Source organism: Endozoicomonas sp. GU-1 (genome assembly GCF_027366395.1).
In the GTDB taxonomy this organism is placed as follows: Bacteria; Pseudomonadota; Gammaproteobacteria; order Pseudomonadales; family Endozoicomonadaceae; genus Endozoicomonas.
Genome location: NZ_CP114771.1, coordinates 5,335,981 through 5,359,835 on the forward strand (window position 1 = coordinate 5,335,981; position 23,855 = coordinate 5,359,835).

General features: G+C 48.7%; 22 protein-coding genes and 1 pseudogene. 13 read left to right on the forward strand and 10 right to left on the reverse strand.

What is annotated here, in order from left to right; genetic code table 11:
- Positions 1-127: 127 nt before the first annotated feature.
- The 3 genes from fis to O3276_RS22305 form a co-directional block, all read right to left on the reverse strand.
- A complete protein-coding gene (gene fis / locus O3276_RS22295) occupies positions 128-442 on the reverse strand; it encodes a DNA-binding transcriptional regulator Fis (protein ID WP_209199972.1) in 315 nt (104 codons plus the stop codon).
- Entirely contained in the window at positions 439-1,509 is a 1,071-nt protein-coding gene (gene dusB, locus O3276_RS22300) for a tRNA dihydrouridine synthase DusB (protein WP_269673273.1), read from the reverse strand. The genes fis and dusB overlap by 4 nt, the downstream gene beginning before the upstream one ends.
- A 405-nt stretch (positions 1,510-1,914) precedes the next feature.
- On the reverse strand, positions 1,915-2,403 hold the full coding sequence (locus O3276_RS22305; RefSeq protein ID WP_332328296.1) for an ATP-dependent zinc protease family protein: 489 nt from the start codon (positions 2,401-2,403) through the stop codon (positions 1,915-1,917).
- 282 nt (positions 2,404-2,685) lie between these two features.
- On the opposite strand from O3276_RS22305, the gene O3276_RS22310 reads away from it, so the two are divergent.
- Positions 2,686-2,964, forward strand: coding sequence for a hypothetical protein (locus O3276_RS22310; RefSeq protein ID WP_269673274.1), 279 nt, complete (start codon positions 2,686-2,688; stop codon positions 2,962-2,964).
- A 236-nt stretch (positions 2,965-3,200) separates the two neighbouring features.
- Here the strand turns inward: O3276_RS22310 and O3276_RS22315 are convergent, their stop codons facing one another.
- The 7 genes from O3276_RS22315 to ppa all read right to left on the reverse strand — a co-directional run bounded on the left by O3276_RS22315 (position 3,201) and on the right by ppa (position 10,573).
- Positions 3,201-4,112, reverse strand: coding sequence for a DUF3426 domain-containing protein (locus O3276_RS22315; RefSeq protein WP_269673275.1), 912 nt, complete (start codon positions 4,110-4,112; stop codon positions 3,201-3,203).
- A 151-nt stretch (positions 4,113-4,263) separates the two neighbouring features.
- Entirely contained in the window at positions 4,264-5,151 is an 888-nt protein-coding gene (prmA, locus tag O3276_RS22320) for a 50S ribosomal protein L11 methyltransferase (RefSeq protein WP_269673276.1), read from the reverse strand.
- A 188-nt stretch (positions 5,152-5,339) separates the two neighbouring features.
- The gene (accC, locus tag O3276_RS22325) at positions 5,340-6,680 is read right to left on the reverse strand and encodes an acetyl-CoA carboxylase biotin carboxylase subunit (RefSeq protein WP_269673277.1); all 1,341 of its coding nucleotides are present in this window, start codon (positions 6,678-6,680) and stop codon (positions 5,340-5,342) included.
- A 21-nt stretch (positions 6,681-6,701) separates the two neighbouring features.
- Entirely contained in the window at positions 6,702-7,166 is a 465-nt protein-coding gene (gene accB, locus O3276_RS22330; RefSeq protein ID WP_269673278.1) for an acetyl-CoA carboxylase biotin carboxyl carrier protein, read from the reverse strand.
- A gap of 219 nt (positions 7,167-7,385) precedes the next feature.
- Positions 7,386-7,838, reverse strand: coding sequence for a type II 3-dehydroquinate dehydratase (gene aroQ / locus O3276_RS22335; RefSeq protein WP_269673279.1), 453 nt, complete (start codon positions 7,836-7,838; stop codon positions 7,386-7,388).
- 227 nt (positions 7,839-8,065) lie between these two features.
- A complete protein-coding gene (dsbD, locus tag O3276_RS22340; RefSeq protein WP_269673280.1) occupies positions 8,066-9,904 on the reverse strand; it encodes a protein-disulfide reductase DsbD in 1,839 nt (612 codons plus the stop codon).
- A 141-nt stretch (positions 9,905-10,045) separates the two neighbouring features.
- On the reverse strand, positions 10,046-10,573 hold the full coding sequence (ppa, locus tag O3276_RS22345; RefSeq protein WP_269673281.1) for an inorganic diphosphatase: 528 nt from the start codon (positions 10,571-10,573) through the stop codon (positions 10,046-10,048).
- A gap of 659 nt (positions 10,574-11,232) precedes the next feature.
- Between ppa and O3276_RS22350 the strand changes: the two genes are divergently transcribed.
- The 12 genes and pseudogenes from O3276_RS22350 to O3276_RS22405 all read left to right on the forward strand — a co-directional run bounded on the left by O3276_RS22350 (position 11,233) and on the right by O3276_RS22405 (position 23,805).
- Positions 11,233-13,077: a hypothetical protein gene (locus O3276_RS22350; protein ID WP_269673282.1), complete on the forward strand. Its 1,845-nt coding sequence runs from the start codon at positions 11,233-11,235 to the stop codon at positions 13,075-13,077.
- A gap of 197 nt (positions 13,078-13,274) precedes the next feature.
- Positions 13,275-14,117 carry a hypothetical protein gene (locus O3276_RS22355; RefSeq protein ID WP_269673283.1) on the forward strand — a complete coding sequence of 281 codons (843 nt, stop codon included), beginning with the start codon at positions 13,275-13,277 and terminating at the stop codon, positions 14,115-14,117.
- Positions 14,118-14,135: 18 nt separating this feature from the next.
- A complete protein-coding gene (locus tag O3276_RS22360) occupies positions 14,136-14,609 on the forward strand; it encodes a SycD/LcrH family type III secretion system chaperone (protein ID WP_269673284.1) in 474 nt (157 codons plus the stop codon).
- 781 nt (positions 14,610-15,390) lie between these two features.
- Positions 15,391-15,828: pseudogene (gene sctE / locus O3276_RS22365) on the forward strand (type III secretion system translocon subunit SctE); the annotation flags it as partial.
- On the forward strand, positions 15,783-16,274 hold the full coding sequence (gene sctE / locus O3276_RS22370) for a type III secretion system translocon subunit SseC family protein (protein ID WP_269676043.1): 492 nt from the start codon (positions 15,783-15,785) through the stop codon (positions 16,272-16,274). The pseudogene sctE (O3276_RS22365) and the gene sctE (O3276_RS22370), both read left to right, overlap by 46 nt.
- 47 nt (positions 16,275-16,321) lie before the next feature.
- Entirely contained in the window at positions 16,322-17,854 is a 1,533-nt protein-coding gene (locus O3276_RS22375; RefSeq protein WP_269673285.1) for a hypothetical protein, read from the forward strand.
- Positions 17,855-17,955: 101 nt separating this feature from the next.
- Positions 17,956-20,535 carry a TyeA family type III secretion system gatekeeper subunit gene (locus O3276_RS22380; protein WP_269673286.1) on the forward strand — a complete coding sequence of 860 codons (2,580 nt, stop codon included), beginning with the start codon at positions 17,956-17,958 and terminating at the stop codon, positions 20,533-20,535.
- Between the two features lie 9 nt (positions 20,536-20,544).
- Positions 20,545-20,913, forward strand: a complete 369-nt coding sequence (locus O3276_RS22385; protein ID WP_101745965.1) for a type III secretion system chaperone family protein — start codon at positions 20,545-20,547, stop codon at positions 20,911-20,913.
- Positions 20,914-20,998: 85 nt separating this feature from the next.
- Positions 20,999-21,421 (forward strand): EscF/YscF/HrpA family type III secretion system needle major subunit, encoded by a 423-nt coding sequence (locus O3276_RS22390; RefSeq protein WP_101745964.1) that lies wholly within the window; start codon positions 20,999-21,001, stop codon positions 21,419-21,421.
- A gap of 164 nt (positions 21,422-21,585) precedes the next feature.
- On the forward strand, positions 21,586-22,377 hold the full coding sequence (sctJ, locus tag O3276_RS22395) for a type III secretion system inner membrane ring lipoprotein SctJ (protein ID WP_101745963.1): 792 nt from the start codon (positions 21,586-21,588) through the stop codon (positions 22,375-22,377).
- A gap of 97 nt (positions 22,378-22,474) precedes the next feature.
- On the forward strand, positions 22,475-23,167 hold the full coding sequence (locus O3276_RS22400; RefSeq protein ID WP_269673287.1) for a SctK family type III secretion system sorting platform protein: 693 nt from the start codon (positions 22,475-22,477) through the stop codon (positions 23,165-23,167).
- Positions 23,146-23,805, forward strand: a complete 660-nt coding sequence (locus O3276_RS22405; protein WP_269673288.1) for an HrpE/YscL family type III secretion apparatus protein — start codon at positions 23,146-23,148, stop codon at positions 23,803-23,805. Before O3276_RS22400 ends, O3276_RS22405 begins: the two co-directional genes overlap by 22 nt.
- Positions 23,806-23,855: the final 50 nt, after the last annotated feature.

Below are 23,855 nucleotides of genomic sequence, written 5' to 3' on the forward strand. Positions count from 1 at the left end.
AATAAAAATTCTGGCAGATTTTAGCTGGAAATGGTGGCTATTGGCAGGGGGAGAGGGAATAAAGGGGAAATCAGTAGTGTCCTTGGTCCAGAAACTACTGATTAGATTGAAAAGAGTAGTGAATCAATTAAAGCAGGCCGTACTGCTTCAGCTTCTTGCGCAGGGTTCCCCGGTTCAGGCCCAGTAATGTGGCCGCGCGGGTCTGGTTGCCCTTGACGTAAGCCATGACCGTTTCCAGCAGAGGCGCTTCTACTTCAGACAGCACCATCTGATAGACATCGGTGACGTCCTGCCCGTCCAGGTGGGCAAAGTAGTTATTCATGGATTTTTCCACGCTGTCGCGCAGAGTCTGGGACTCTGGTATTCTCGACGCTGTGGCAAGGCTTCCCCCATGGCCATTTACTGGACGACCTTCTTCTACGATTACTTGTGTTGCCGTCATGCCGCTATGTCCTCTCCGTTACCTTCTGACTTCTTCGCAAAAGTCGACTCTGAAAAACGCTGAAAATACTCCCGTATGCAGGTGTGCTGTTCTTCCGAAGATTCCAGCTTATTAAAATGCCGGCGAAACTCCAGGCCGGATGGCTGGTCCTGCATGTACCAGCCCACATGTTTTCTGGCAATCCGCACAGCCTGGAGCTCCTGATAAAAAGCGCCGTAAAACTGATGGAGGGCTTCCAGATGCCCCAAAAGGATTGCCTGAACCTCATTCTGATCCGGGGCTGACAACCGTTCCCCGTGTTGCAGGTAGTGGTTGATCTCCCGGAATATCCAGGGACGGCCCTGGGCGGCACGGCCAATCATTAATGCACTGGCACCGGTAACGTCCAGCACATGCCGTGCTTTCTCCGGTGAGGTGATGTCGCCATTGGCAATCACCGGGATAGTCACCGCCTCAACAATACGGGCGATGGTTTCGTATTCCGCTTCACCGTTATACATGCAGGCCCGGGTGCGGCCATGAACCGCCAGGGCGGCAATGCCACACTGTTCGGCCAGTTTGGCGACCACAACACCGTTGCGGTTGTCCGGGTCCCAGCCGGTACGAATCTTCAGGGTCACCGGAATATCCACCGCCGCCGTTACCGCTTTCAGGATGGACTCCACCAGATCAATGTCCCGCAGGAGGGCAGAACCGGCCGCCTTATTGCACACCTTCTTGGCAGGGCAGCCCATGTTGATGTCTATGATCTGGGCACCAAACGCCTGGTTCAGCCTGGCCGCCTCGGCCATCTGCTCCGGATCGCCTCCGGCAATTTGCACAGACCGCGGTTCGGACTCGCAGCTGTGATCCATACGCAGCCTGGACTTACGGGTATTCCAGAGCTTCGGATTGCTGGTCACCATCTCCGACACCGCCATGCCTGCCCCCATTTTCAGGCAGAGCTTGCGAAACGGACTGTCGGTAACGCCCGCCATGGGTGCCAGTACCACCGGGTTAACGATGGAGTAAGGACCAATCTTCAACGGTGCTGGCGCTGTGTGTTCTGACAAGAGTTGACCTGACAAAAAAGAAAGCCTCGATCTGATGGATGATGATGAAACCAACGGGTCATCATACTCTCTACATATTTCACGATAAAGTGAAATTGATCAATATTTGTTCAGCTGAAAGTGGTGGATTTGCTAATGCAAAAAACCATTACTCACTTCACCTCAGACCTTCTGGCGCAGATCAATAATAGAGCCAATGGGTTGTGCATTTTTTGATATAGGTCAGCAAGAAACCGGTTCAATGCAGGGATAAGCACTGAATTTGTTCAAATTGTTGTCAGGCAGCATGAAAATGGGCGTTTTTTAGTCGTGGAAGTATTGTTTTGAAGCACAAAGGGCACAAGGTCATTTTTGTTGCCCTGAAGGCGCTGGGTGTTCTTGGCAGAAATCCGCCTCCCGAAATTTACAGGTTAGCGGGCTTCAAGGAGAACGGCTGACCTGCAGGCAGTTGTTTTTCAGAAGAAATTCCCTTGATATGTCAATGATTGCCAGGTTCTTCAGGGTGTTGGTACCGAGCAGAATCGGGTTTCTAAATCTTGAACGGGAAGTCAGGCTGAAGTCGGTTCGGGTTTCTATTGGGCCAAGACGTATCTTTGCTTCAATTACTGGGCGTTTCTGTGGGATGCCATGATGGGTCTGTACCCGGGCGAAGCGTTTAAGGGGCTTGGCCATTTTTACCAGTTTACGTTTGTCTCTGGTGGTAGGGACTGTAAAGTGAACCCACAGGGTGCCATTGGTGTTTTTTCTGATCTTGATGTCTCTGGCATCCATGGAGGACAGGGTCGAGCCGGAGTCAACCAATGCATTGATCTGAGAGGGAAATTCATCGATCTGATCAACCCTTTCTTGCAGACCAAAAAGGTAACGGTCACCGGTTTGACACTCATGTTGATTTTTTGGGGGGGGCAGCGGTTACCAGTGTACTGGGTATGATTACCAGTGCCAGAATGGCACAAATGTTAAGGCATGAATAACGGGTGGAAAACAACATTACTTCCTCCATGAAGGTACTGCATTGCTAAATCCTTCTCTTTATATTTGTAGCTGTTGACGGTAGTTTGAGTCTGTTTAATGTGAGCTGTTAGCATTTATTGACAGTTTTGCGGCGGGTGATCCCGGTTATTGGCAGGTGTACCAGTGGATTGCCGGGATTCTGTTACTTCTGGCGGGTAATCTGAGGGTGCGGTTCTCATGAAAAAGTGGGTGCCACGTTGGGATATTCCCCTGATTATGGTGATTCTGGTCGTGGAAATTCTGTTGATAAATGCCTTTTCCGGGCCTGATAATGCGCCGTTCAGCTTAAGTGTTTTGGATGCGGTGGTCAGGAGCATTTGTGTTTACATATTTTCATGTTCCTGTGCCAGTTGTACTGCTTTTGACTGGGGTATTGCTGCTGGTTCCTGCGTGGATATTGACTTTGATGGTGCGTTGGCTGCTGTACAGAAGCTGAGGATGTCAGCGACTTACTGATTTATAAGGCTGCATGGCTGATATCAGTAACCATAGGATTTGCGGTATTGACAATGGGGCTGATAGCCATTGAACCAATGGGTTAGCAGTGGTTTGTGTTCATTGCTGACAACGGGTAATCCGAATAAGTTAACGCAGTGCCTTTTTGGTGATGCCCTATGAAACTCTCTTCATCCTGGTGTCCTGTTCTAGCATGCAGTGTGTTATTCAGTTTTCACTGAAAGTCAGCTGATAGTTCACTGCCTGTTCACCCGGTCGATAATTTCCAGCCCCAGGCGGATAGGTTGTGCTTTAGGCATTTCATCCGAGCCGGCCAGCTCACCGCCAAGGTATTCCGATGGGGTAAAGGTGCGGTTAGCCACCAGGCGGCCGTTGATATCGGTAAAGGTCAGCTTTAAGTCTGGAAACGGCTGTGAGTGCCTGGCTTCATTAATGATGACAGCATCTACCTGCAGGGCGTTGTCTTGATCAGGGTGGCTGCGTATCACAAGATCAACGCTTCTAATGGCAGTGAGGTTAACCATGGGGGGAAGTGTGCAGGAAAGCAGATTGCAGGTCATGGTATAAGCCGGTCGCAAGGCAGGGTTCAGTGACAGTGTATTGCGGTTGAACCAGGCAAATTGCAGTGTCAGCAACACCAGCAGGCTACAGGCCGCAACCCCCCAGTAGGTTCTTTTCCTGCGGAGCTGTTGTTCGTTAATGGTTTCTTCGGTTTCCCGCTGGTCCAGTTCGTGAATCAGGGTTTCGATGCTTTGCTGGTGGTAGCCATCATATTGGATGGGCGCAGTGGCAACCTTTGCTTTTATGGAAGGGTCAAGGTCTTTGCTTCTGGATGTTTCCGGTGGTGTTGAATCCGGTTTTTTGACCGGTTTTTGCTGTTGGACGACCAGTGTTTCCCGCAGCTTTTTTTGGGTTTGAGTGGGTGTCCGGGGTTCTTCCCGGTGGTTAGAGGGTGATGTTTCAACGCTTTCAGTGGGGGTGTTTAATGCCTTCTTTTCTTGTTCTTTCAGGAGCGGTAGCTGGTCTATCGCATTAAAAACCTGAAGGCATGAACCGCAACGCACCGAACCCCTGGCAGCCTTAAGCTGGGCATGGGTAATGCGGAATATGGTCTGGCAGTGGGGGCAAGTGACACTTGACGGCGTCATGTTGACTGTTTACCTGATCTTGAAGCAGCATTTTTTATTAGACCAGAGCCCCCGTACTGAATCCAGTCTAATTGATAATGCAGGTAATTTTGTTTTATTGAAACCCGGGGAGTAACAAGTTCTGTCATACCTGCATCACATCAATGCCAGCTTATGAACGTCGCTTACCAGAAAGCATGGCCCAGCCATCAAAGGTGACTGCTGTATCCATGGCAAACCACTGTTCATAGGTTTGAATTATTTCATCCGCCTGCTCAGCCAGAACACCGGATAGAGCAATGGAACCGCCTTCCCTGGTCAGACTGGCCAGTTTGGGAGCCAGTTGAGTCAAAGGGCCAGCAAGAATGTTGGCCAGTACTACATCAGCTTGATCTGCTGGTTCGTCATCGGGCAGAAAAACTTCCAGTTTATCCACCGGAATGTTATTCCGTTTAGCATTCTCGATAGAGGCTTCCAGTGCCTGCGGATCCAGGTCAACACCGACCGCGGATTGTGCGCCCAGAAGGAGTGCTGCAATAGCAAGGATGCCAGAACCACAACCATAGTCGATAACTGTTTTGCCAGTCAGGTTATTCTGCTGATCCAGCCAACGCAGGCAGAGTGCTGTGGTGGGGTGCGTCCCGGTGCCAAAGGCCAGGCCCGGGTCCAGCATCAGGTTAACTGCCTCAGGATCGGGAACGTCTTTCCAGCTGGGGCAAACCCACAGGCGATCACCAAACTGCATGGGGTGGAAGTGGGTCATCCACTCTCTTTCCCAGTCTTTATCTTCCACCAGTTCGACCTTGTTATCAGGGAAAGGGTTCAGTCCGGCATGTTCTTTGAGAAAGGGTATGATATCATCGATGCGGGTCTGGGCATCAAACAAGCCAACAACAACGGTGTTGGTCCACAGCGGTGTGGTACCCAGCTCTGGTTCATAGACCGGTTGATCTTTTGCATCCTGCAGGGTGACCGCACAGGCACCGGCTTCCAGAAGCAGGTCTTCCAGAATTTCAGCATGGTCAGAAGTTGTGTCCAGTCTGACTTGAATCCAAGACATTGTGTTACCCAGAATGAAAAGCAATAAGAATTCAGACCTGTTCTTCAGGAAAGAAATTCATGGAACATAGGCGACTTATTGTAGCTGAGCACCGGTATTTCATAAACATTTGCTGGTTGATCGCCCAATAAAAAGAAAGGCCATCTCCTGTGGGAGAGGGCCTTGCCAAAGAGCAAAAAAACGGGAAATCACTCAGCCAGTTTCTTTTCCAGATAGTGAATACTGACACCGCCTTCTTTGAAGTGAGGATCAGTCACCAACGTCTGATGAAGAGGAATATTGGTTTTAATCCCTTCAATAACGGTTTCATCCAGTGCGTTCTTCATCCGGATAAGAGCCGTTTCACGATCCGGACCATAACTGATGATCTTGGCGATCAGGGAGTCATAGTAAGGGGGAACGCTGTAGCCGTTGTACAGATGGCTATCCACGCGAACACCGTTACCACCCGGTGCATGGAACTGCAAAACCTTGCCTGGTGATGGCATAAAGGTTTTTGGATCTTCGGCGTTGATACGACATTCGAAGGCGTGGCCTTTGAGTTCGATATCGTCCTGTTCAACGCTCAGAGGCAGGCCGCTGGCAATTCTCAGCTGCTCTTTGACAATATCAATGCCGCTGATCAGTTCGGTCACCGGGTGCTCAACCTGAACCCGGGTGTTCATTTCAATGAAATAGAACTCACCGTTTTCATACAGGAATTCAAAGGTTCCAGCGCCTTTGTAGCCCAGCTCAATGCAGGCACGGGTACAGGCACTGGCCACTTCCTGACGCTTCTCTTCCGGAATGCCGGGCGCAGGTGCTTCTTCAATAACCTTCTGATGACGACGTTGCAAAGAGCAGTCGCGGTCACCCAGATGAATGGCGTTACCCTGGCCATCGGCCAGCACCTGGAACTCCACATGACGTGGGTTTTGCAGGAATTTCTCCAGGTAAACCGTATCATTGTTGAATGCCGCACCGGCTTCTGATTTGGTCAGGGCGACGGAGCTGATCAGGTCTTCTTCGTTGTAGACCACGCGCATACCGCGGCCACCGCCACCGCCGGCAGCCTTGATGATCACCGGATAACCAATATCCCGGGCAATAGCCATGGTGCGGCTGTGATCGTCAGTGAGAGAGCCATTAGAGCCAGGAACCGTGGGAACACCGGCTTTCTGCATGGCTTTGATCGCTGAGACTTTGTCCCCCATCAGGCGGATAACGTCGGCAGAAGGCCCGATAAAGGTAAAGCCACTGCGTTCTACCTGTTCAGCAAAATCTGCATTTTCTGACAGGAAGCCGTAACCCGGGTGAATCGCGGTGGCGTGAGTCACCTCGGCGGCACTGATGATGGCAGGAATATTGAGATAGCTGTCTGCCGGGTTGTTTGGACCGATACAGACGGACTCATCCGCCAGGTGCAGATGCATAAGGTCAGCATCGGCCTTGGAGTGAACCGCAACGGTCTTGATGCCCAGCTCTTTGCAGGCCCTTAATATTCTGAGAGCAATTTCGCCCCGGTTGGCTATTACGACTTTATCGAGCATAACGCGATTCTCAGGCGATTATCAGACAATAGTGAACAGGGGCTGGTCGAACTCAACAGGCTGACCATTCTCTACCAGAACGGCATCAATAGTGCCGGATTTGTCCGCCTTGATCTGATTCATCATCTTCATGGCTTCAACAATGCAGAGTACATCACCTTCCTTAACCTGCTGGCCGACTTTGGCGAAGTCAGGCGCATCCGGTGACGGAGCACCGTAGAAAGTACCAACCATGGGAGACTTGACCTGATGGCCCGAAACGACAGGCTCAGCAATAGCAGGTGCAGCTGCTTCAGTGGCAGCGGGGGCAGCAGCCGGAGCCGGGGCTGGTGCAGCAGCCGGATAGGCAATGGGGGCGGCGGCTACAGGTGCATTTTTCGAGTAACGGCTGATACGAACGGACTCTTCACCCTCATGGATTTCGAGCTCATCAATACCTGATTCTTCCAGCAGCTCAATGAGCTTTTTTACTTTTCTGATATCCATTGTCAGTCTCAAATGCGTGTACTGGCAGCTCTGGCTGGCCAGTCTGGTTGATTTTGCGAAAAATCGAACACTCTACTTGGCGAGTGCAGGATCCCCGTTGGTCAGTTTTTGCCTGACAGTGCCACTGTTTAAGAGGGGTTAAGGCAGTTGCACTGTGATTAACATAAATCAGAACGTTGTCCTGTGTTGGAGTCGCGTTCTGAAAAAAAGCTCGCGTTCTTATGGCTCCGGCTGTCTGGCAAGCCTGTCAACTGCGGCAGACAGTGCCATTTCGTAGCCTTTAGGTCCCAGTCCGGCAATAACCCCTTCAGCAACGTCACTGAAATAAGAGTGATGACGGAAAGGCTCCCTGCAATGGATGTTCGAAAGGTGTACTTCAATAAATGGAATAGCAACCCCAAGCAGTGCGTCCCGCAGTGCCACACTGGTGTGAGTGAAAGCGGCCGGGTTGATGATAATAAAGCGGACGCCATCTTTGCCTGCCTGATGAATACGATCTATCAGTAGATGTTCCGCATTGCTTTGAAAGCTTTCCAGCTGAAGGCCTGCATCAGTAGCCAGCTGGACAAGGTTCTGGCAGATCTGTTCAAGCGTGGTTGCACCGTAAACACCGGGCTCTCGAGTGCCAAGCAAATTCAGGTTTGGACCATTGAGCACAAGAATGTCAGCCATGTTTATCCTCTTAAGACCCCAATGGTCACCGTTGCGACCCTGACCAATGGGAGAGCTTCAGTAGTCAGCCTGCTTTGGTTAACCTGGCTACGCCGTTAACCTTTGAAATACATCGCAATCGTTATTGATCTGGCATTTTGCCCCATTGTCAAGAGTGCGTCCAGTTTGTGCGTGTTACAGGAGGTTAACGACAGTTACGAAGCATTTCATGCCAGTTTCAGACAAGTTCAGACATCTGTAGTTGTTCCGGAGGCTGTCAGCAGTTTCGTCAGCTTTTGATGCAGCTGCAAGGCGGTGATTTCACCCTGGGATTTTAGTGCAGGCAACTCACTCCCACTGGCATTAAAAAACAGCAGGGCGGGTGGTCCAAACAGTTGATGCTGGTTGAGGAACTTTTGGTGTTCCTGCGTGTTATCGGTGATATCCAGCTTGATCAGGGCTATTCTGGCCAACTGATCAGTGACCAGCGGGTCTGGGAACACGGTCCGCTCAATGATTTTGCAGGATATGCACCAGTCAGCATAGAGATCCACCAGGGCGGGCTGGTTGTTCAGGGCTGCGTCTGCCAGCAGGTTATTCAGTTCATTCACCGTCGTTACCGTCTTGAAGCGGGCACTCTCTGTCTGTTCAGTGGCGCTTTCTATTGCAGGGCTGCTTTTACCCAATAACGGATTCAATGGGTCACTATTGCCCATGGCGGCACCAATAATCAGGCAGGTTCCATAGATCAGACAGAGTATGCCGACGGTCTGTCGGAGCTTCTGGTGCGCTTCTTTCGGGTTGGTGCGAAGAGCGTCCAGGAACACGGCACTGCCAATTAGCAAAGCACCCCACAGGAAGAGCGTGACTGATGGAGCGATAACCCGTTCCAGCATCCAAATGGCGACGCCCAGAAGTAATACGCCAAAGAATGAGCGAACACCATTCATCCATGCCCCGGACTTTGGCAACCAGTGTCTTCCGCCTAACGCCAGGACAAATAAGGGAATACCCATGCCCAGACCCAGGGCAAACAGAGTCAGCCCACCAAACAGGGCATCACCGGTTGAGCTGATATAGATCAGTGCACCGGCCAGGGGGGCTGAGACACAAGGGGAAACCACCAGCGCAGACAACAAGCCCATCACGGCAGCCCCCGACAGGCTGCCTGAATTTTGCTGGCTGCCACTGAGTTTGTCCCGAACCCGGGCGGGCAGCTGTAACTCGTAAAGGCCAAACATACTCAGGGCCAGCAGCACAAAGAGTATTGCCATAGGGATCAGCAGCCATGGGGATTGGAGTTTTGCCTGAAGGTTCAGGCTGGCACCAAACAGCCCCATTAATGTACCGGCAATGGCAAAGGTGGCTGACATGGTGAGTATATAGGTCATCGTCAAAGCTATGGTACGGGTTTTGCTCTGTGCCCTGGTTCCCAGGATCAGGCTGGACAGTATCGGGAACATGGGCAGGACACAGGGCGTCAGGCTAAGGCCAATACCCGCGAGGACAAAAAGGAGTAGCGCTATCGGCAGGCTGTTCTGTTCCAGCTGCTGCTGAAAGGCGTTCCCGGAGTCTGATGAGGCCGTAAGGGTAACACTGGCTGAAACGGGCGAATCACTGACTTGGGTAATCACCAATGGAATAACAACTTTATGGGGTGGATAACACAATCCGGCCATGGCACAGCCCTGGAAGCCGATTTCCAGTTCCGGCAGGTTGCCTGAGTGGTTGGCAGGAACTTTGATTACCAGGTTTTCACTGAATACTTCCAGTTCTTTATTGTAATAAGGGTCAAAAATCGCTTCACCGGCAGGATAGTCAGCTGCACCCAGTGTTGAGATATCGGTTATCGGCGTGAAGGTGAAACGGTGCTTATAAAGGTAGTGCTCTGGTTTTACAGCAACATTAATGATCGCCGAACCTCGCTCAATTCGCCCGGTGAATTGAAAGGCTTCTTCGACCGGAAGAAAACCCTGGTTTTCGCTGGGTTCTGCCCCGAATAACTGGCTCAGGTTGGCCTGGGCAGATATTGAGATTAACAGACCCAGAAAAAGGGGCCAGATCAGGCGGAGTTGGCATTTTGGCATATAAGCTGCTGTTTATAATGGTGAATACTATGTATTGTGCAGTGATATACCAGAGATGCAAGTAGGAGCGGGCTTGCAGAGAGAAGAAAACAGCAGAAATAAGTGAAAAAGCTCAGGTCGAAACCTGAGCCATAAGGAATATCAGCCTTTATAGTTGGCGGCAGACTTCTTGATGACTTCCAGGGCCGCTTCGGAACCTTCCCAGCCATCAATCTTGACCCACTTGCCAGGCTCAAGATCTTTATAGTTTTCAAAGAAGTGTTCAATCTGCTGGAGCAGCAGGGCTGGCAGATCTGTGTATTCTTTAACGTTTTTGTAGAGCGTGGAGAGTTTGTCGTGAGGAACGGCAATCAGCTTCTCGTCACGGCCACTTTCGTCAGACATGTTCAGCATGCCGACAGTACGGCAGCGAATAACTGAGCCCGGGATAACCGGGTAAGGTGTTACTACCAGAACGTCAAGAGGGTCGCCATCGTCAGCCAGGGTCTGGTTGATGTAACCGTAGTTGGCTGGGTAGAACATTGGGGTTGCCATAAAGCGGTCAACCAGGATGGCATCCATATCCTTGTCAACTTCGTACTTGATTGGCGAAGCATTGGCAGGGATTTCGATAATGACGTAGATGTCTTCTGGCAGACTTTTACCAGCAGGAACAGATGAGTAGCTCATTGACAGTCAATCTCTGTGTGAGGTCAGTTTGAAATTGCCGCGTATTATATAGAGTTTGTTACGCTCTTTTCCACTTGTAAGGGGTATTCCGCCCGGGAACCCGTGAGTACACCCGGGGCTGGCCTGCTGGTATTGCCTGTTTTCGGCTGCTTATGCTCAGCTAGCTGTTTGATTAGAAATAAAAATATTTCGTTGTCAGTCGCTGGCGTGAGCTGGCTTCATAAGCCAAGAGAGATGATTGTGAGATCGATCACTTTTGACGATTGCAAGACCCCAAAGTTGTTGCAGATGGAAATCTGGTGGGCATACTCAGTCCCAAAGATTTGATGTCTGCAGTTCTCGAATTTTATGAACGCCCGGTGGATTCTGCATAATTGACTTGCCAACCCGGTCGATTTTTTCGGTATCTTGATGCATTTCATGAAATACCTGCTTTCAGAGTTATTACTTTAATTTATATTTTTAATTAAGAAATTTTTTTAATTCTCTTTGTTTATTAATTTTGCTTTTCATTCATCAGCTAGACTTTTTCTTTATAGATTGGATATTTTTGAAAAGGAATTTGCATGGGCAGCACAATTTCTCCTCCTACGGGCCGTCATCCGTCATCACCACTTAATGGTTCATCCTCAGAGCCTGAGTCAGGAAAAGAGGGGACTATGGTTACTCCTTATGGCTCTCGTAAAGTGACGGCCTCCAAAGTGGGCAAAGGAGATCCTTCTGTTCGAGGTGAAAAAGCGCATGATTCTGTAGTTCACCCTCCGGGGGAGAGAACGGTTAAACCTCAACAGGACTCATTGCCATCTTTAAATCCAGTTCCTGATAAGGCTGAAGATGGTCCGGGGCCAAACCTTGATTCTACTGAAGCGAGATTATCGGCACCTGATTTGCCTGAAAGAGCATCTGCTGATAATACACTGCCCAACAATGAAGAGTCTCGTTCATTTCCATCGACTCATGATTCCCGTGTTGAAAAGGGTTTGTATGGTGATCCATTAGAACCTGAACACCATGAAACAATCTTATCACCGGTTGACGAAGATGAAATTATGTCGGTAACCACTGAGCTTGCCGCAGAGCCTGGTAATGTCAGGACACATGAAATGTCGCCCAGGCATGATACCAGCAGGTTGTTTGGGCCTGACTTTGGCACCGCAGTGGGACAGATTGTCAGAGAAAACAGAGATCCTGAGCATTCTGAAAGTAAGCTTCCGTCTCGTATTAACCCGCCTGCGGCCCATAGTAAAACGTCATCGATGGATGATGAATCGGACGTTGCAAGTGTTTCGATTGAAGGCGGTGGTCTTGATGATGATCCAGCCGTTAGGAGTGGTGGTTCAGTCACTATTGAAGGAGGGGGGGATAAAACCAGTAAAAAGCTATTTCAGCGAGTATTGGGTGCAATTAACAAATTGTTGAATGTGGTCAAAAATAACCCGCTATGGGCTGGATTTGTGATTTGTAGCGCCATTTTTCTTATCACTCTCATGGTAGGACAACCTTATGCAGCGATGTTTTTTGCAATTTGTGCCCTGGCTTTTCTGGGCGTGGCTTTGGGGGTAACAGCGTTTAATATTAGTAAACCGCAGAATGCATCACAGGGTAATAGTGGTCAGAACCAGAATCCACAAAATCCACAGAGTCCACAAAATCCACAGAATCAACAGAGTTCACAGAATTCTCCGGAAGACAGAACACAGACTCACTCAGAGACATCAACCACCAGAACTGAATCTGGCTCAAGCCCACACCCAGGTCCCGGTGGCAGGGATGACAGGCCGACGATAACAGAATCACGGCGACCCTCCTCTGCCAGTAATGGTAGAAGTGAGCCAACCGTCACAGGAGGCAGGGCCTCCAATGCGGCAACGCAAACGGAGGAGGGAGCGAGTGACGATGAACTCGCTGACAATCTTTATAAATTCCAGCAACTGATCATTAAAAACTTCGTCCAATTTTCAAATGGGGCTCATGCTCCAGAACAATGGAGTAGGAACTCTCAGAAACCGGTCAGAGAGATTGATGAAATGACCTTAAAAAAGGTAACGGACGCTGCGGTAGGCCTTTATGACCAGTTTCGCCATGTTACGGACCATAGAGATAACCATGGTTCTGATACTTTTCAGAATGCCAGAATATCTGAGGTTGAAAAGCAAACGAATCAGCTGATGGATTTAATAGAGCCTACAGATGCGTTTATTGAAATATTGACGAATAAAGTTTACAAGCAATTCCCTGACGATAGGCTGTGTCCTGACCCAAATGCTGAACCACTGAGCATCGGTGATACGCGCAGACGACTGGAGAGTTTTGGTGATAAGGCTATGCAGGGGATCGAGTTTTTTGATCTGTTGGTTGAGTTTGTCCGGGCGGCAAAGGCTTATAGAAAAGATAGAATGGGGAATGGGGGTAAAGTCAGGCCTGTTGCTGAGCCAGCCCCTTTATCTGTACAAACTCCGATGTCCGCTCCAAAAGGTGGTTTGGATGATGAGTTACCAGAATAAACGGATAAACGGCATAAATAAAAGTGGTGAAAAAAAACCGAGCTAAAAGTCATTGTCGTGATTTTATAAATAAATGATTTTTTGAATTTCTTTTTATAAAAAGAAATCGACCAATGTGTAATTGGCAAAAACGTTGTTTCATAACCTAAAGTTAAAGAAGCGACTTAACGGATATTCAAAATGACAGGGAGTCACTAATGAGTACCTCCATTGGCGGTGTGGATTCTTCCAGTAGCGAATCTGGAGAAAACCCCAAAACCGTTACCTTGAATGATGGCAGGATTAATTCACTCCGGGCTGCCGGCTATACCGATGCCCAGATTGAAGCATTGTTATCAATGGCTGACCCGGATGATCAGGGCAACTCGCTAACCCCCACCCACTTTTACTCGGTTAATAAGCAGACACTGAACTCGCTTAGATATACGGGACAGCTTGATGAAGCGTCACAGAAACTGGTCTATTTACAGGCACCTGTCGCCATGGTTCAGGAGGTCAGTAATCCGGCGAACTGGAATGGTGATAACTACATAGGTCCCGGAGCGTCACAAATCAACGCGTATCTGATGGGCGAACCAGTGGATTTCACCAAGCCCAGCCTGGATGCCTTGATTATGGGCGTGCTGACAGCCCGGGCAGATATTCTCCAGACACAACTGGAAGACCAGATAGAGTCCATCAATCAGAAAAATGATTTGCTGGAAGAGGCCAATATGTATTTGGCCAAAGCCAAGGAGAAAAAGGCAGCGGCTGGCACGTCAGGCACTTCCATGATGACAAAGGATATGGTGGATTTCTGGAAACAGATGGGCGCTCAGACTGACCGAAGCGGTAATGATGATAGTCATAATTCTGCCGAGTGGGATGCCAATATTGAGCATTTGAAATCAAAAATTGAATCGCTGACCAGTCAATCACAACTGCAAACCACCAAGCTTCAACAGACTATCAATAAATACAACCAGACGTTTGAAATGCTCTCTAATTTTATCAACAAGTACTTCCAGTCCATAAGTACTATTATTCAAAATATGCGTTAACTCATGGAGGAGTCACACGTGAATAGTGAAGATCTGAATTATGAAGGTGCAGAACTTGAAGACAAGCTCATGAATTTCTTCGGTGAGGGGGGAACCTTCAAAGATTTGAAAAACTTGAGTGATGATGCCATGGAAGCAATATACTCAGTTGCCTACAATCTTTATCAGGGTGGAAAGTACGAAGAAGCAACGAAAGTTTTTCAATTCTTGTGTTTTTACGACCATTTCAATCGTAAATACTTTCTTGGATTAGGTGCCTGTCAACAAATGCAGAAACAATACGACAGCGCCATCGAGATCTTCTCATTTGCTACTCTTCTGGATTCTGATGATCCCCGACCAATGATGTATATCGGCGATTGTCATTTAGCGAAAGGCGACAGGGAAAAGGCTCAGACTTCTTATGAGACTTGCATTGATTGGGCCGGTGATAGCTCGGAATATGCCAAGGATCTGGAACGTGCCAAAAATATGCTGGAAAATCTAAAATAGCCAGGGAGTAAGCAGAATGGATGGTATCCAACAGGGGTATTCGGCGGGGCAGATACCACAACAGGCGGGTATAGACCCATCACTCCGGCAACAACAGACCGACCAGGTTGAGCAAAAAGAAACAGTCAGTCGTGGTTATCCGGAGCAAAACACGGTATCGACGAATCAGGTTCAGGAGAATATTTCTCCTCCCCTTAAGCCGAAGCACAGTCTGGATGTTCCTGCGAAAGGCTCAGATTCTCCTTCTGAAAAAGTCCTCAAGGAGATCTCTGTTTTTTCCGAAATCCAGAAGCTGAGTAAAACGAACCCTGAAGCGGTAAAGCTTGGTCTGGCTTCTGAGGCAGTGATTGAACAAGGTGGCAAGGATTATTTGGCTCTGGTTACTGGTGATCTGAAAGCCTTTGCCGAAGGGCCAGGCGGGCGGCCGAATCCACTGGCGGGTCATATCAGTTCTATGCAGAGCAACAAGGACCATCTGTTGTCCATGGGTTACAGTAATGAGCTGGTTGATGGAATGCTGAAATTGGCTGACCCGAAAGATCCGGATAACTCCCTGAGGACCATGCATTCGTTCTCTGCCCAGGTGGGTGGCAAACTTGCCGGTGATGACTCGCTTGGACAGCTGGGTGATCTTTTTGCCGATACTTTCAACAAAGTTGCCAACCTGAAAGGGGGACCCACAGACCTTCAAAAAGAATTGCAAGCTGAACTGAAGGCCTTTACTTCAACATTCCTGAATCCAAATAAAACGCTTGATGTGGATACTGCTACTCAAATGCTGATGCAAATTCAGACCAAGTTGCAGGACAGCCGTCTGGTATTCAACCAGGAAAATATCAAAATTAATGAGCAACAGCGACAGCAGGTTTCAGAAAAACGGTTGGCAAAGATTGCTGAATCTATTGAAAAAGCGGAAGAAGCCAAAGAGTCGGGGGCGATCGCTAAAATATTCGGTTATATAGCCGTAGCTCTCATGGCTGTTGTTATGGTTGTTATGTTTGCTACGGGTGTTGGTTCGCCATTAGCCATGGGGCTCATGGCCGCATGTCTGGCTCTGACCGTGATGATGACTGTTTCTTCCGAAACCGGTGACTGGATGAACAAGGGAGTTGCCGCGATCTTCGAGGCATTTGGTGCGAATGAAGACCAGGCCATGATTGGCGCGATGGTGTTCTGGTCGGCCTTGATTCTGGTAATGAGTCTTGGTGGCGCGTTTGCCGGGGGGGGGGGGCCAGTGCTGCGGCTACAGCAGCGAGTGCGACTTCCCAGGGTACCGCTGCGGCGGCGGGTGGTGCATCCAGTGCCGCGACAGTCACAGCCTCGGCAACAACGACGGCGGCAACAGCGACAGCCAAGACAGCCAAGATGGCAGCGATCACCACTCGCTGTACCCAGGCTGCCAGACTTACTGGTGGGGCTGCCATGATTGCTGATGGTTCGGTCAATGTCCACATTACCAACCTGAATTATGACGCAGATATGTTAAGAGCCGAGGCGAAAGAGCTGTATGCCTGGATGCTGGCCAATCAGCATGCCATCGATAACATAACTGAGGATATACAAAAGGTTATCGAGGATATGCAGCAGGTATGGCAAGTCATGACCAGCATGATGAAAGACAACCACGATACGATGACCAAGCTCAATAGCTCTCTCAAAGGATAATAAATAAAAGTTGCTTTACCCTTAACAATGATACATGGAGGTAACTCATGGCCGAGGGAATTTCTAGTGCAGACCGGGCGGCACACAATGCAAATATGCAGATGCTCCTTGAAAAACCAGCAGCAGCTGACGCAAAGAAAGCGGCAATCAAAAAAGGCGATATTGACTTTCAGCAAGAGAGCGTGCGTCTCGCCTCAACCAAACACGCTAAATCTGAGGTTTTGAACGAGCTTAACAAGGCAGGTCAACAGGCCAAGCCCTCCCTGGCCTCGCCCGATGATCTGTCACCGAATCAAATGACCAATGCCAGTAAAACCCTGGCTACTTTGTCCAAGTCAACCGACGAGGCCATGGAGTCAACCAAACAGCTGTTCACTAATATCCAGAATGGCACGGTGACCAAAGGTGAAACCGCAAAGCTGAAATCACAGGCGGCGCTTCTTGATGATGCAGCCTCGCACATGCAGATGCTTTCCGGCAAAGGTGTGGAAACCTCTGAAGGAAAGCGGCAGGTGCTGGCCGGTATGGGCGGCTTTCAGAAGACTCAGCTGGATAACCTGGAAAAGCTGTCAACCTCTAAAGATATCCAGACGTTTCTTGCCGATCAGCATGGAGGAGCAAAAGGTCTGGACCAGAAAACGGCCATCCTGAGATCTCTGGGTTTTTCAGACAGCCAGATCAAAACGATGATCTCTCTTGCGCCGCCGGATACTGACGGTAGTCGTCTGGATATGATGCGCTCAGCAGGCTCTGATACCAAGGCCGTTCTGCAGGCGCTGGGGTTTGGTGCCGATACGGCCAAAGGGCTGGCAGCACTATTGAACGGCAAACTTGGTCAGCTTGGCAGTGCAGAGCAAAAGCAGCTGCTGGCCAAAATGGGCTTTGGCCAGGAGGAAATACAGGTTATTCTGCAAGCCAGCAATCCAACGTCATTAAAGAACCAGTCTGCCCTGATGCGTAATGCTCCCCAGGGACTTTCACAATTTCTAATGAACAGCAGCAAGGGAATGAACCTGCTTGCTGCTGGCGAATCCTTTGCGGATATGAAAATGCTTGAGCAGATGGTGGATATCTTTGCCGTGATGGAGCTTCTGTTCAAGATGAGTGCCAACCAGCGTGCTGCCTCAAGGGAGTCTCGTTCCATTGAGCAGCAGGCGGCAAAAACTGAGATTCTGAACCAGGCAGAAGAAATGAAGAATGCAGCCCTGATGACTGCCATTGGTGGCTGGGTCAGTGCTGGTACCAAGATCATTTCCGGTGGTATCCAGGTCGGTATGTCAGCCAAAGCTGGCGGACTGGACCAGGGGAATATGCAACGGCAGGTAGCGATTGGTAATGGTCTTTCCCAGATGACCGCTGCAAGCGGTGATATGATCAAGGCTGGTACAGACTACCAGGCAGGCATGCATCAGGCCCAGGGAAAATTACACGAGGCAAGCCAGAGAATGCATGATTCTGCTGCACAGTCTGATAGCGAGTTTATGAACCTCCATCAGGATATGGTGAAAACGGTGATCAGCAAGATGGATGAGATCATCCGCTCATGGTTTGAAACACTCAAATCGACAACAAGAGCCTGATTACAGGTCAATCGCTTGATCTTGACGACACAATCAAAGGACGTGGTTTATAAGATGTAGCCAACCCTGCGGGTTGGCTTTTTCTTGCACAGAGGGAAAGCATGGGTAATCCACTTGGAGGAATACAAGCCTCAGCAGCGGTGCAGCAGATGCAGGCTCCCGGTGCGGCTGGCGAGAGCGCAGCTGGCAAGGCTGGGAAACTGTCAACCGGGCAGGGGGTAGAAGCCTCCAATAAATCATCGATGCTTTCCACTGCCGATGCTGCGGAAGAACTCACCAGTTTGTTGGCTAAGTTCAAGAATCCAAAAGACTTTAAAGCAGATAAGGGTAAATCGGCAAGTGCGCGGCAGCTTGAATTAATTGAAAAAATCAAGAATGTTGAAGAAGTTCCTGAAACACAGGATTTCAAAAGACGATTTCCTAAAGAATCAAAAGAGGATTATCGACAAGAAGACTATCTTAAAGGGGCAAAAGAGGAGTTCAAGGACCCTTACCACCAGTATCTTGCGCTTTATGAGATCGCTGTTGATTTTAAAGCCGATCCTGACGCCCTGCCTAAAGATGAAATTTTTAAAGCCATTGAAGCGCTTGAAAATGAGCATCCTCAATATATTGAGATTGGCAGAGAGATCTCAAACGCTGCTGGTAAACTGGCCGAGGACTACCATCCCGGTAAAACCCCGGATGAAGTTCGTTCGCAGCTATATGGTCATGTCAAGGATCATAAATCCCTCGGCGCAGCATTTAAAGACCTGACTAATAACCAGGGTGGGGTGGATGCAGATCCGGACAATAACCAGGTGGCGACTGGTTTTGAGAACTCAGTCGATAGAAGACTCAGGGTTTTGAGTGGCGAGTTGAATTCCATGACCTCCAAAACAGAAGACACCCACCTGCGCTCAGTGATTAATGATATGACGACCTTGAAAAGGCTGGTGGGTATCCATGATTGCTGTATGGAAACACAAGGGGAGATGAGAAGGCCACCGGTTAGTATTGGGCAATTTGATGGTCAGAAATATATGACCAATGTTCTGGATTTGTTGGATCAACAGTTTGTTTCAGGAAGTGACTTTACCAGTTTAATTAAGAAAATGGGGCTGAGTGAGCAGCCCGTTGAAGTCAGAACGGCCTTCATGAATAAGACTGCGACCTTGATTCGTGAGATTCCGGAAGAAATTTTTGCCAATGAACAAATTAAAGAAAGCCTGAGTCAAGCAATCCTGGAAGTACAGGATAATCTGGTTTTGGAAGAAGAAGGTTCTGTGAAGACGGATGAAAATTATGGCAAGGGTGGAGAAACTGAAGTCTCGGAAGATGCGTTAAAAGGTTTTCTTGGTTCAAACAGTATTATTGATGATTTGGGTCGTGAATTCAAAGGGGCTCAGGAACCAGATAATCCGTTTATGGCATCCACTGGTGTTCCCACTCTTGGAGCTGGAACGATGCAGCCTGAGCCTGCGGCACAGGGTGAAACGTCAACGACAGCAACTAAAGCCACCGTTGACCCGGCAACAGCCACCTCTCCTGAGGTGACTGCCAAAGGAGGTGCCAATGGGGCATCCGAGGTGACGGCAAAGGGCAGCTTTGATGGGCTTTCCGATCAAGAGCTCATACAGAAACAGGATGAGTTACTGGATAAGGCCCGGGGTTTGCATCAACGCAAGGATACCAACTTTGTTTTTGACTGCTCATTAACTGCATTGCAGCATGCAGAAGAGAATGGTGTTGATATTATTGATGCGCTGAAAGATGTCGCCAGCCAACGGGGTAAAGCCTTTGCCAAAGATCTTAAAGTGGCTATTACCCCCGAAGGGGAGGGCAAAGAACTGCAGCTTATTCCGCCAGATACCAAAGCGCTGGGAGAGTGGGTGAAAACTCATCCTGGTCAAAGTGTGAATGATCTGGTTCGTACGGCAATGGAAGTATTGAAAGAGGATCGTGGTCCGGATTTAGATCTTGAGCAGTTAGAAAACAATCTTGCCAGCCTTAAATCAACCATTGCTGAAATAGATTCGAAAATAAAGAAAAGGCCATCTAAATCCTTTAGAGACAGTGTGTCTCCTCACCTCAAAGAAGGTCCCTTCAGTGCTCGTTTGAAGTCGTTCTTTAAGCATCCGTTTGACCCAATTAGTGAGCCGAAAACACGTCCGCTGGGTACTGATATCTTTGACCGGATGGAATACTCCCACACGTTCAGCATCAGGGCTGAGGAGAAAAGCCTGTCTGTTGAGTCAAGCTGGGATGAGTCTGACGGTCAGGATGCCGCGGAGGGTATGCAGGTCGAGGCAACCCTGGATGCAACGGGAAATCAGGAGGTAGATGATGGAATGACGGTTGAAGCAACATTTGAGACTGACAATGCTTCAGTTCCGTCAACTCCTGCCAGGGGAACCGCAGCGTTTATTGCCGCTAAGGTTCAAGGGCAAGTAGAAGGGGAATCATATGGTGATATCGGTGATGTCCTTAAAGATATCCAGTCAATGGCTGGGGACAAGGCTCAGTTAGAACAGTTACTTGGTTATATGGAGCAGGCAAAAGAATCGCAAATTGAAATACCTCTACTGGGTGGTAATGAAACAAAGATCGAGACGTACATCCAGTCACTGGTTGATCTTCAGGGGGCTCCGCGGATGAATCCGGGAGGATATGAACCACCAGCGGGTGAAGTGAAAAGTTAAGGAGGACGAATGGATTGGCGTAATAGCGTAGTCTCTGAATTTGCTGAGGCCATGGGCATCAAGGGGTTCGATTTCGGTGATACCGGCGTAGCATGCTTTGAAATTGAGGGTGCCGGATCCTTTTATATGGAACAAAAGGAAGAGGGCGTTTTGATGTATCTGGCCCGGGAGATAGACCCCTTTAATAGTCTGCCCGTGTTAGAAAGTGCACTGGCAGAGTGCCATTACAAAAAGAGCTTTCCTTATCCTTTACAGGTAGGCCTTCAAGAAAATCAACTGGTTATCTGTTTGTTTGTGGATGATTCTGATTTCAACCGCCCTAGTGTGGAGCGCGCTATGCAGTTTTTGATGAACAAGGCAGATGAGCTAAAATTGTAAGATAAAAATATTAAAAAGCTGTTTTTAAACAGATAAGAGGATTTTAAGTACCTCAACCAATCAATAATGAATAGAGGTTACTATCATGGCGGACAATATTATCAAGACAGGTAATCTGGCGGATAAAGCGCTGGAAAAAACCCAGGAAGGCTTTGCCAATCCGAATCAACCAGAAGATGGGGCGGCAGGCCGTTTCGCCCAGCTGGTTTCGCCAGATGGAGCCTCTCAGGCGGCGAACGTTAAACCTATTGACGTGGCAGCTAATCCGGATGCCCCGGCCCTGACGCTGGGAGACAAGGTGCTTCAGGGAATGCAGGGTCTCAGGAATCATGTGGAAGGCAGGGCTGACCTGGTCAAGCAGCACCTGGCACCCGGTGAGGCGATGGGGATGAAGGATATGTTCAAAACTCAAATGGCTATGACCAATCTGATGATTACTGAAGACTATATTGGGAAGATTGTCAGTAAAAGTACTCAGACATTCGATACGCTGTTACGTAATCAGTAATTTTTTCTTATCTGTAAGCTGAAGGAAAATAAGGTGATTTTTCTTCAGCTATCATCATTGCCCCTCTCTTTTAAAACTATACTCGGTAAATCATAATTTTTCTTCGCAACTGGCCGTTAAATGTATGAGTAATTATATTTTAACGTGCATAAGGTTGGCTCGTCATGAAACAGGGGTTTGTCCAGAGCTTTAAGGTTACATTACTGTGTCTCATCGGTGTTTTATTGCTGGGGTGTAAAGTCGAGCTTTATTCCGGGCTTGATGAAAAAGAAGGTAATGAAATGCTTGCCATCCTTCTTGATAATGACATTCCCACTGAGAAGCTGGTGGATAAAGACAAAATTGTCACCATCATGGTGGAAAGCGGTAATGTTGCAAGATCTATCAAGATTTTGAGCAGTCTTGGTTTTCCGAAAGAAAAATACTCATCGATCGGTGATATTTTTCCTAAAGATGGTTTGATTTCTTCCCCGACAGAAGAGCGGGCCCGTTATACCTATTCCATGTCACAGGAGCTTTCGTCAACACTGTCGATGATTGATGGTGTCGTGACTGCTCGTGTTCATGTGGTATTGCCCCAGGAGCAGGATAGCCTGACGGATGTCAACTACCCCTCATCAGCTTCAGTGTTTATCAAGTATACCCCTGAGCTGGAACTGGCGGGTCTGGTGCCGAAAGTAAAAACTCTGGTGGCAAACAGTATTGAGGGGCTTTCCCTGGAGAAGATCGCTGTTTCCCTGTTCCCGGCAACCCGCCTGAACTCTGGCAACTTTGACAGCCCATCAACAGAGACGGTGCTGTTTGTCGATGTTACTCCCGGTTCTGCGGGGGTTATTCGCATTGTTGTCTATGCTTTGATTCTCTTGCTGTTATTGGCCCTGGGAGCCGGTGGCTATTTCTTCTGGATGATGGAACAGAAGAAAAAGTCGAAGAAAAAAAAGGGTGATCGCAAATAGCGGATGATTTGCTCAAGACCACAATTATTTGTGGGACAGTGCATGCACCGCTCAATGGAGACTCATTGGAGTGTATGGGGTTGGAGTGAAATGACCAATGAACAGTAACAATGTTTTTCAGGAACATAATGGCACAAGCCTGTTCAATCATGTGGTTGAGTTTAACTTCTTTCCTGTTCGTTATGTGCATGCAAGCTGGCTTAAATCGGATAAACATTTCAAGTTACTGAAATCGCTTCAGACCAGTGAGCCTGCACAATTTAGTCTGTCAAACTACCTGCTGAGCAAGTTTGGCATCGCCAAGCAGTTTGATTATGACTTTGATCGCCCGGATAAAAGGATAGTATTTGCCAGTGCCGAAGAAATTGAACAGTTGGCTTTGTACATCGGGCTGATTCTCAACGAAGCCACTGTCCGGTCAGTGATTCGTCGTGATGAGCGCAAGGCGCTGGAGAAATGCCTGGGCGAAGAGGCCTACCGTTTTACCGTGAAAAAAGCGCAGTTTATCAGCCGTGCTTCAGAAAAAAATGGTCCCGGTGTACTCATTGACTGGAAACACCTGGATCGATTTAAAGCATTTCTGGAACTCAATGGCCGACAGGTTATTGCCACAGCGTTTTCTGATTTGCCCGGAGCCTTTCGGCAACGGTTGATATTAAAAATGCCCAGCAGCTGGAAAAAGACCTTGAGTTCACCAGGTGCCGGGGGACTGGACAAAGCCCAGTGTGTGAAGTTACTGGTAAAAACTCATAAAGAGGTGAATCGACAGTGGCGGCACCTGTTATCCTAAACAATGTCCAGCTGGAGCTGGATCCAACCTGCAAAGTGCTCAAGGCAGACGACTATGTTGTTTATCTTGAAGCCCAGGAAATTATTAAGGCAGCCCGGGAGCAGGCTGCCGGTATTACTGAGGAAGCCCGCCAGGCCTTTGAGCAGGAAAAAAAACGTGGGTATCAGGAAGGTTTGGCGGAAAGTAAGGCTGAACAGACAGATCACATGTTGAAAGTGGTCAGCAGGACGATCAATTATCTTTCAGATATTGAAAATACCCTTGCGAATATCCTGCTTTCCGGGGTGAAAAAAATCATCGGTGAATTCGACCAGGAAGAACTGGCCATAAGCCTGGTTAAAAATGCCCTGCAACATGTCAGAAATGAGAAACATGTCACCATCCGTGTGCCATCCGCTCAGTACAGTGCTGTTCAGGCGCGCCTGAATACCATTCTGGCGGAGTATAAAGGCGTTGGTTTTATTGATCTTGTAGCTGATCCCCGACTCTCATCCGGTGATTGTATTATGGAGAGTGAAATCGGCGTTGTTGATGCCAGTGTTGATGTCCAGTTACGGGCATTACAGAAGCGGTTTGACAGTCTCCAATCATTAGCTGCGCGCAGTCGTGAGGCCGACATTGCTGACAAGGCTGAATAGCGAGTGCTCTGCAGATTGTCAGAGTACTCTGGCAGCTGTTGTTGGCAGAA

Coding starts and splice junctions, on each gene's coding strand:
- O3276_RS22310 (WP_269673274.1), top strand. CDS start 2,686: ATGAAAAAGTGGGTGCCACGTTGGGATATTCCCCTGATTATGGTGATT.
- O3276_RS22355 (WP_269673283.1), top strand. CDS start 13,275: ATGAGTACCTCCATTGGCGGTGTGGATTCTTCCAGTAGCGAATCTGGA.
- prmA (WP_269673276.1), bottom strand. CDS start 5,151: ATGTCTTGGATTCAAGTCAGACTGGACACAACTTCTGACCATGCTGAA.
- O3276_RS22315 (WP_269673275.1), bottom strand. CDS start 4,112: ATGACGCCGTCAAGTGTCACTTGCCCCCACTGCCAGACCATATTCCGC.
- ppa (WP_269673281.1), bottom strand. CDS start 10,573: ATGAGCTACTCATCTGTTCCTGCTGGTAAAAGTCTGCCAGAAGACATC.
- O3276_RS22400 (WP_269673287.1), top strand. CDS start 22,475: ATGAACAGTAACAATGTTTTTCAGGAACATAATGGCACAAGCCTGTTC.
- O3276_RS22375 (WP_269673285.1), top strand. CDS start 16,322: ATGGCCGAGGGAATTTCTAGTGCAGACCGGGCGGCACACAATGCAAAT.
- O3276_RS22380 (WP_269673286.1), top strand. CDS start 17,956: ATGGGTAATCCACTTGGAGGAATACAAGCCTCAGCAGCGGTGCAGCAG.
- accC (WP_269673277.1), bottom strand. CDS start 6,680: ATGCTCGATAAAGTCGTAATAGCCAACCGGGGCGAAATTGCTCTCAGA.
- dsbD (WP_269673280.1), bottom strand. CDS start 9,904: ATGCCAAAATGCCAACTCCGCCTGATCTGGCCCCTTTTTCTGGGTCTG.
- sctJ (WP_101745963.1), top strand. CDS start 21,586: ATGAAACAGGGGTTTGTCCAGAGCTTTAAGGTTACATTACTGTGTCTC.
- O3276_RS22350 (WP_269673282.1), top strand. CDS start 11,233: ATGGTTACTCCTTATGGCTCTCGTAAAGTGACGGCCTCCAAAGTGGGC.
- O3276_RS22390 (WP_101745964.1), top strand. CDS start 20,999: ATGGCGGACAATATTATCAAGACAGGTAATCTGGCGGATAAAGCGCTG.
- O3276_RS22385 (WP_101745965.1), top strand. CDS start 20,545: ATGGATTGGCGTAATAGCGTAGTCTCTGAATTTGCTGAGGCCATGGGC.
- accB (WP_269673278.1), bottom strand. CDS start 7,166: ATGGATATCAGAAAAGTAAAAAAGCTCATTGAGCTGCTGGAAGAATCA.
- fis (WP_209199972.1), bottom strand. CDS start 442: ATGACGGCAACACAAGTAATCGTAGAAGAAGGTCGTCCAGTAAATGGC.
- aroQ (WP_269673279.1), bottom strand. CDS start 7,838: ATGGCTGACATTCTTGTGCTCAATGGTCCAAACCTGAATTTGCTTGGC.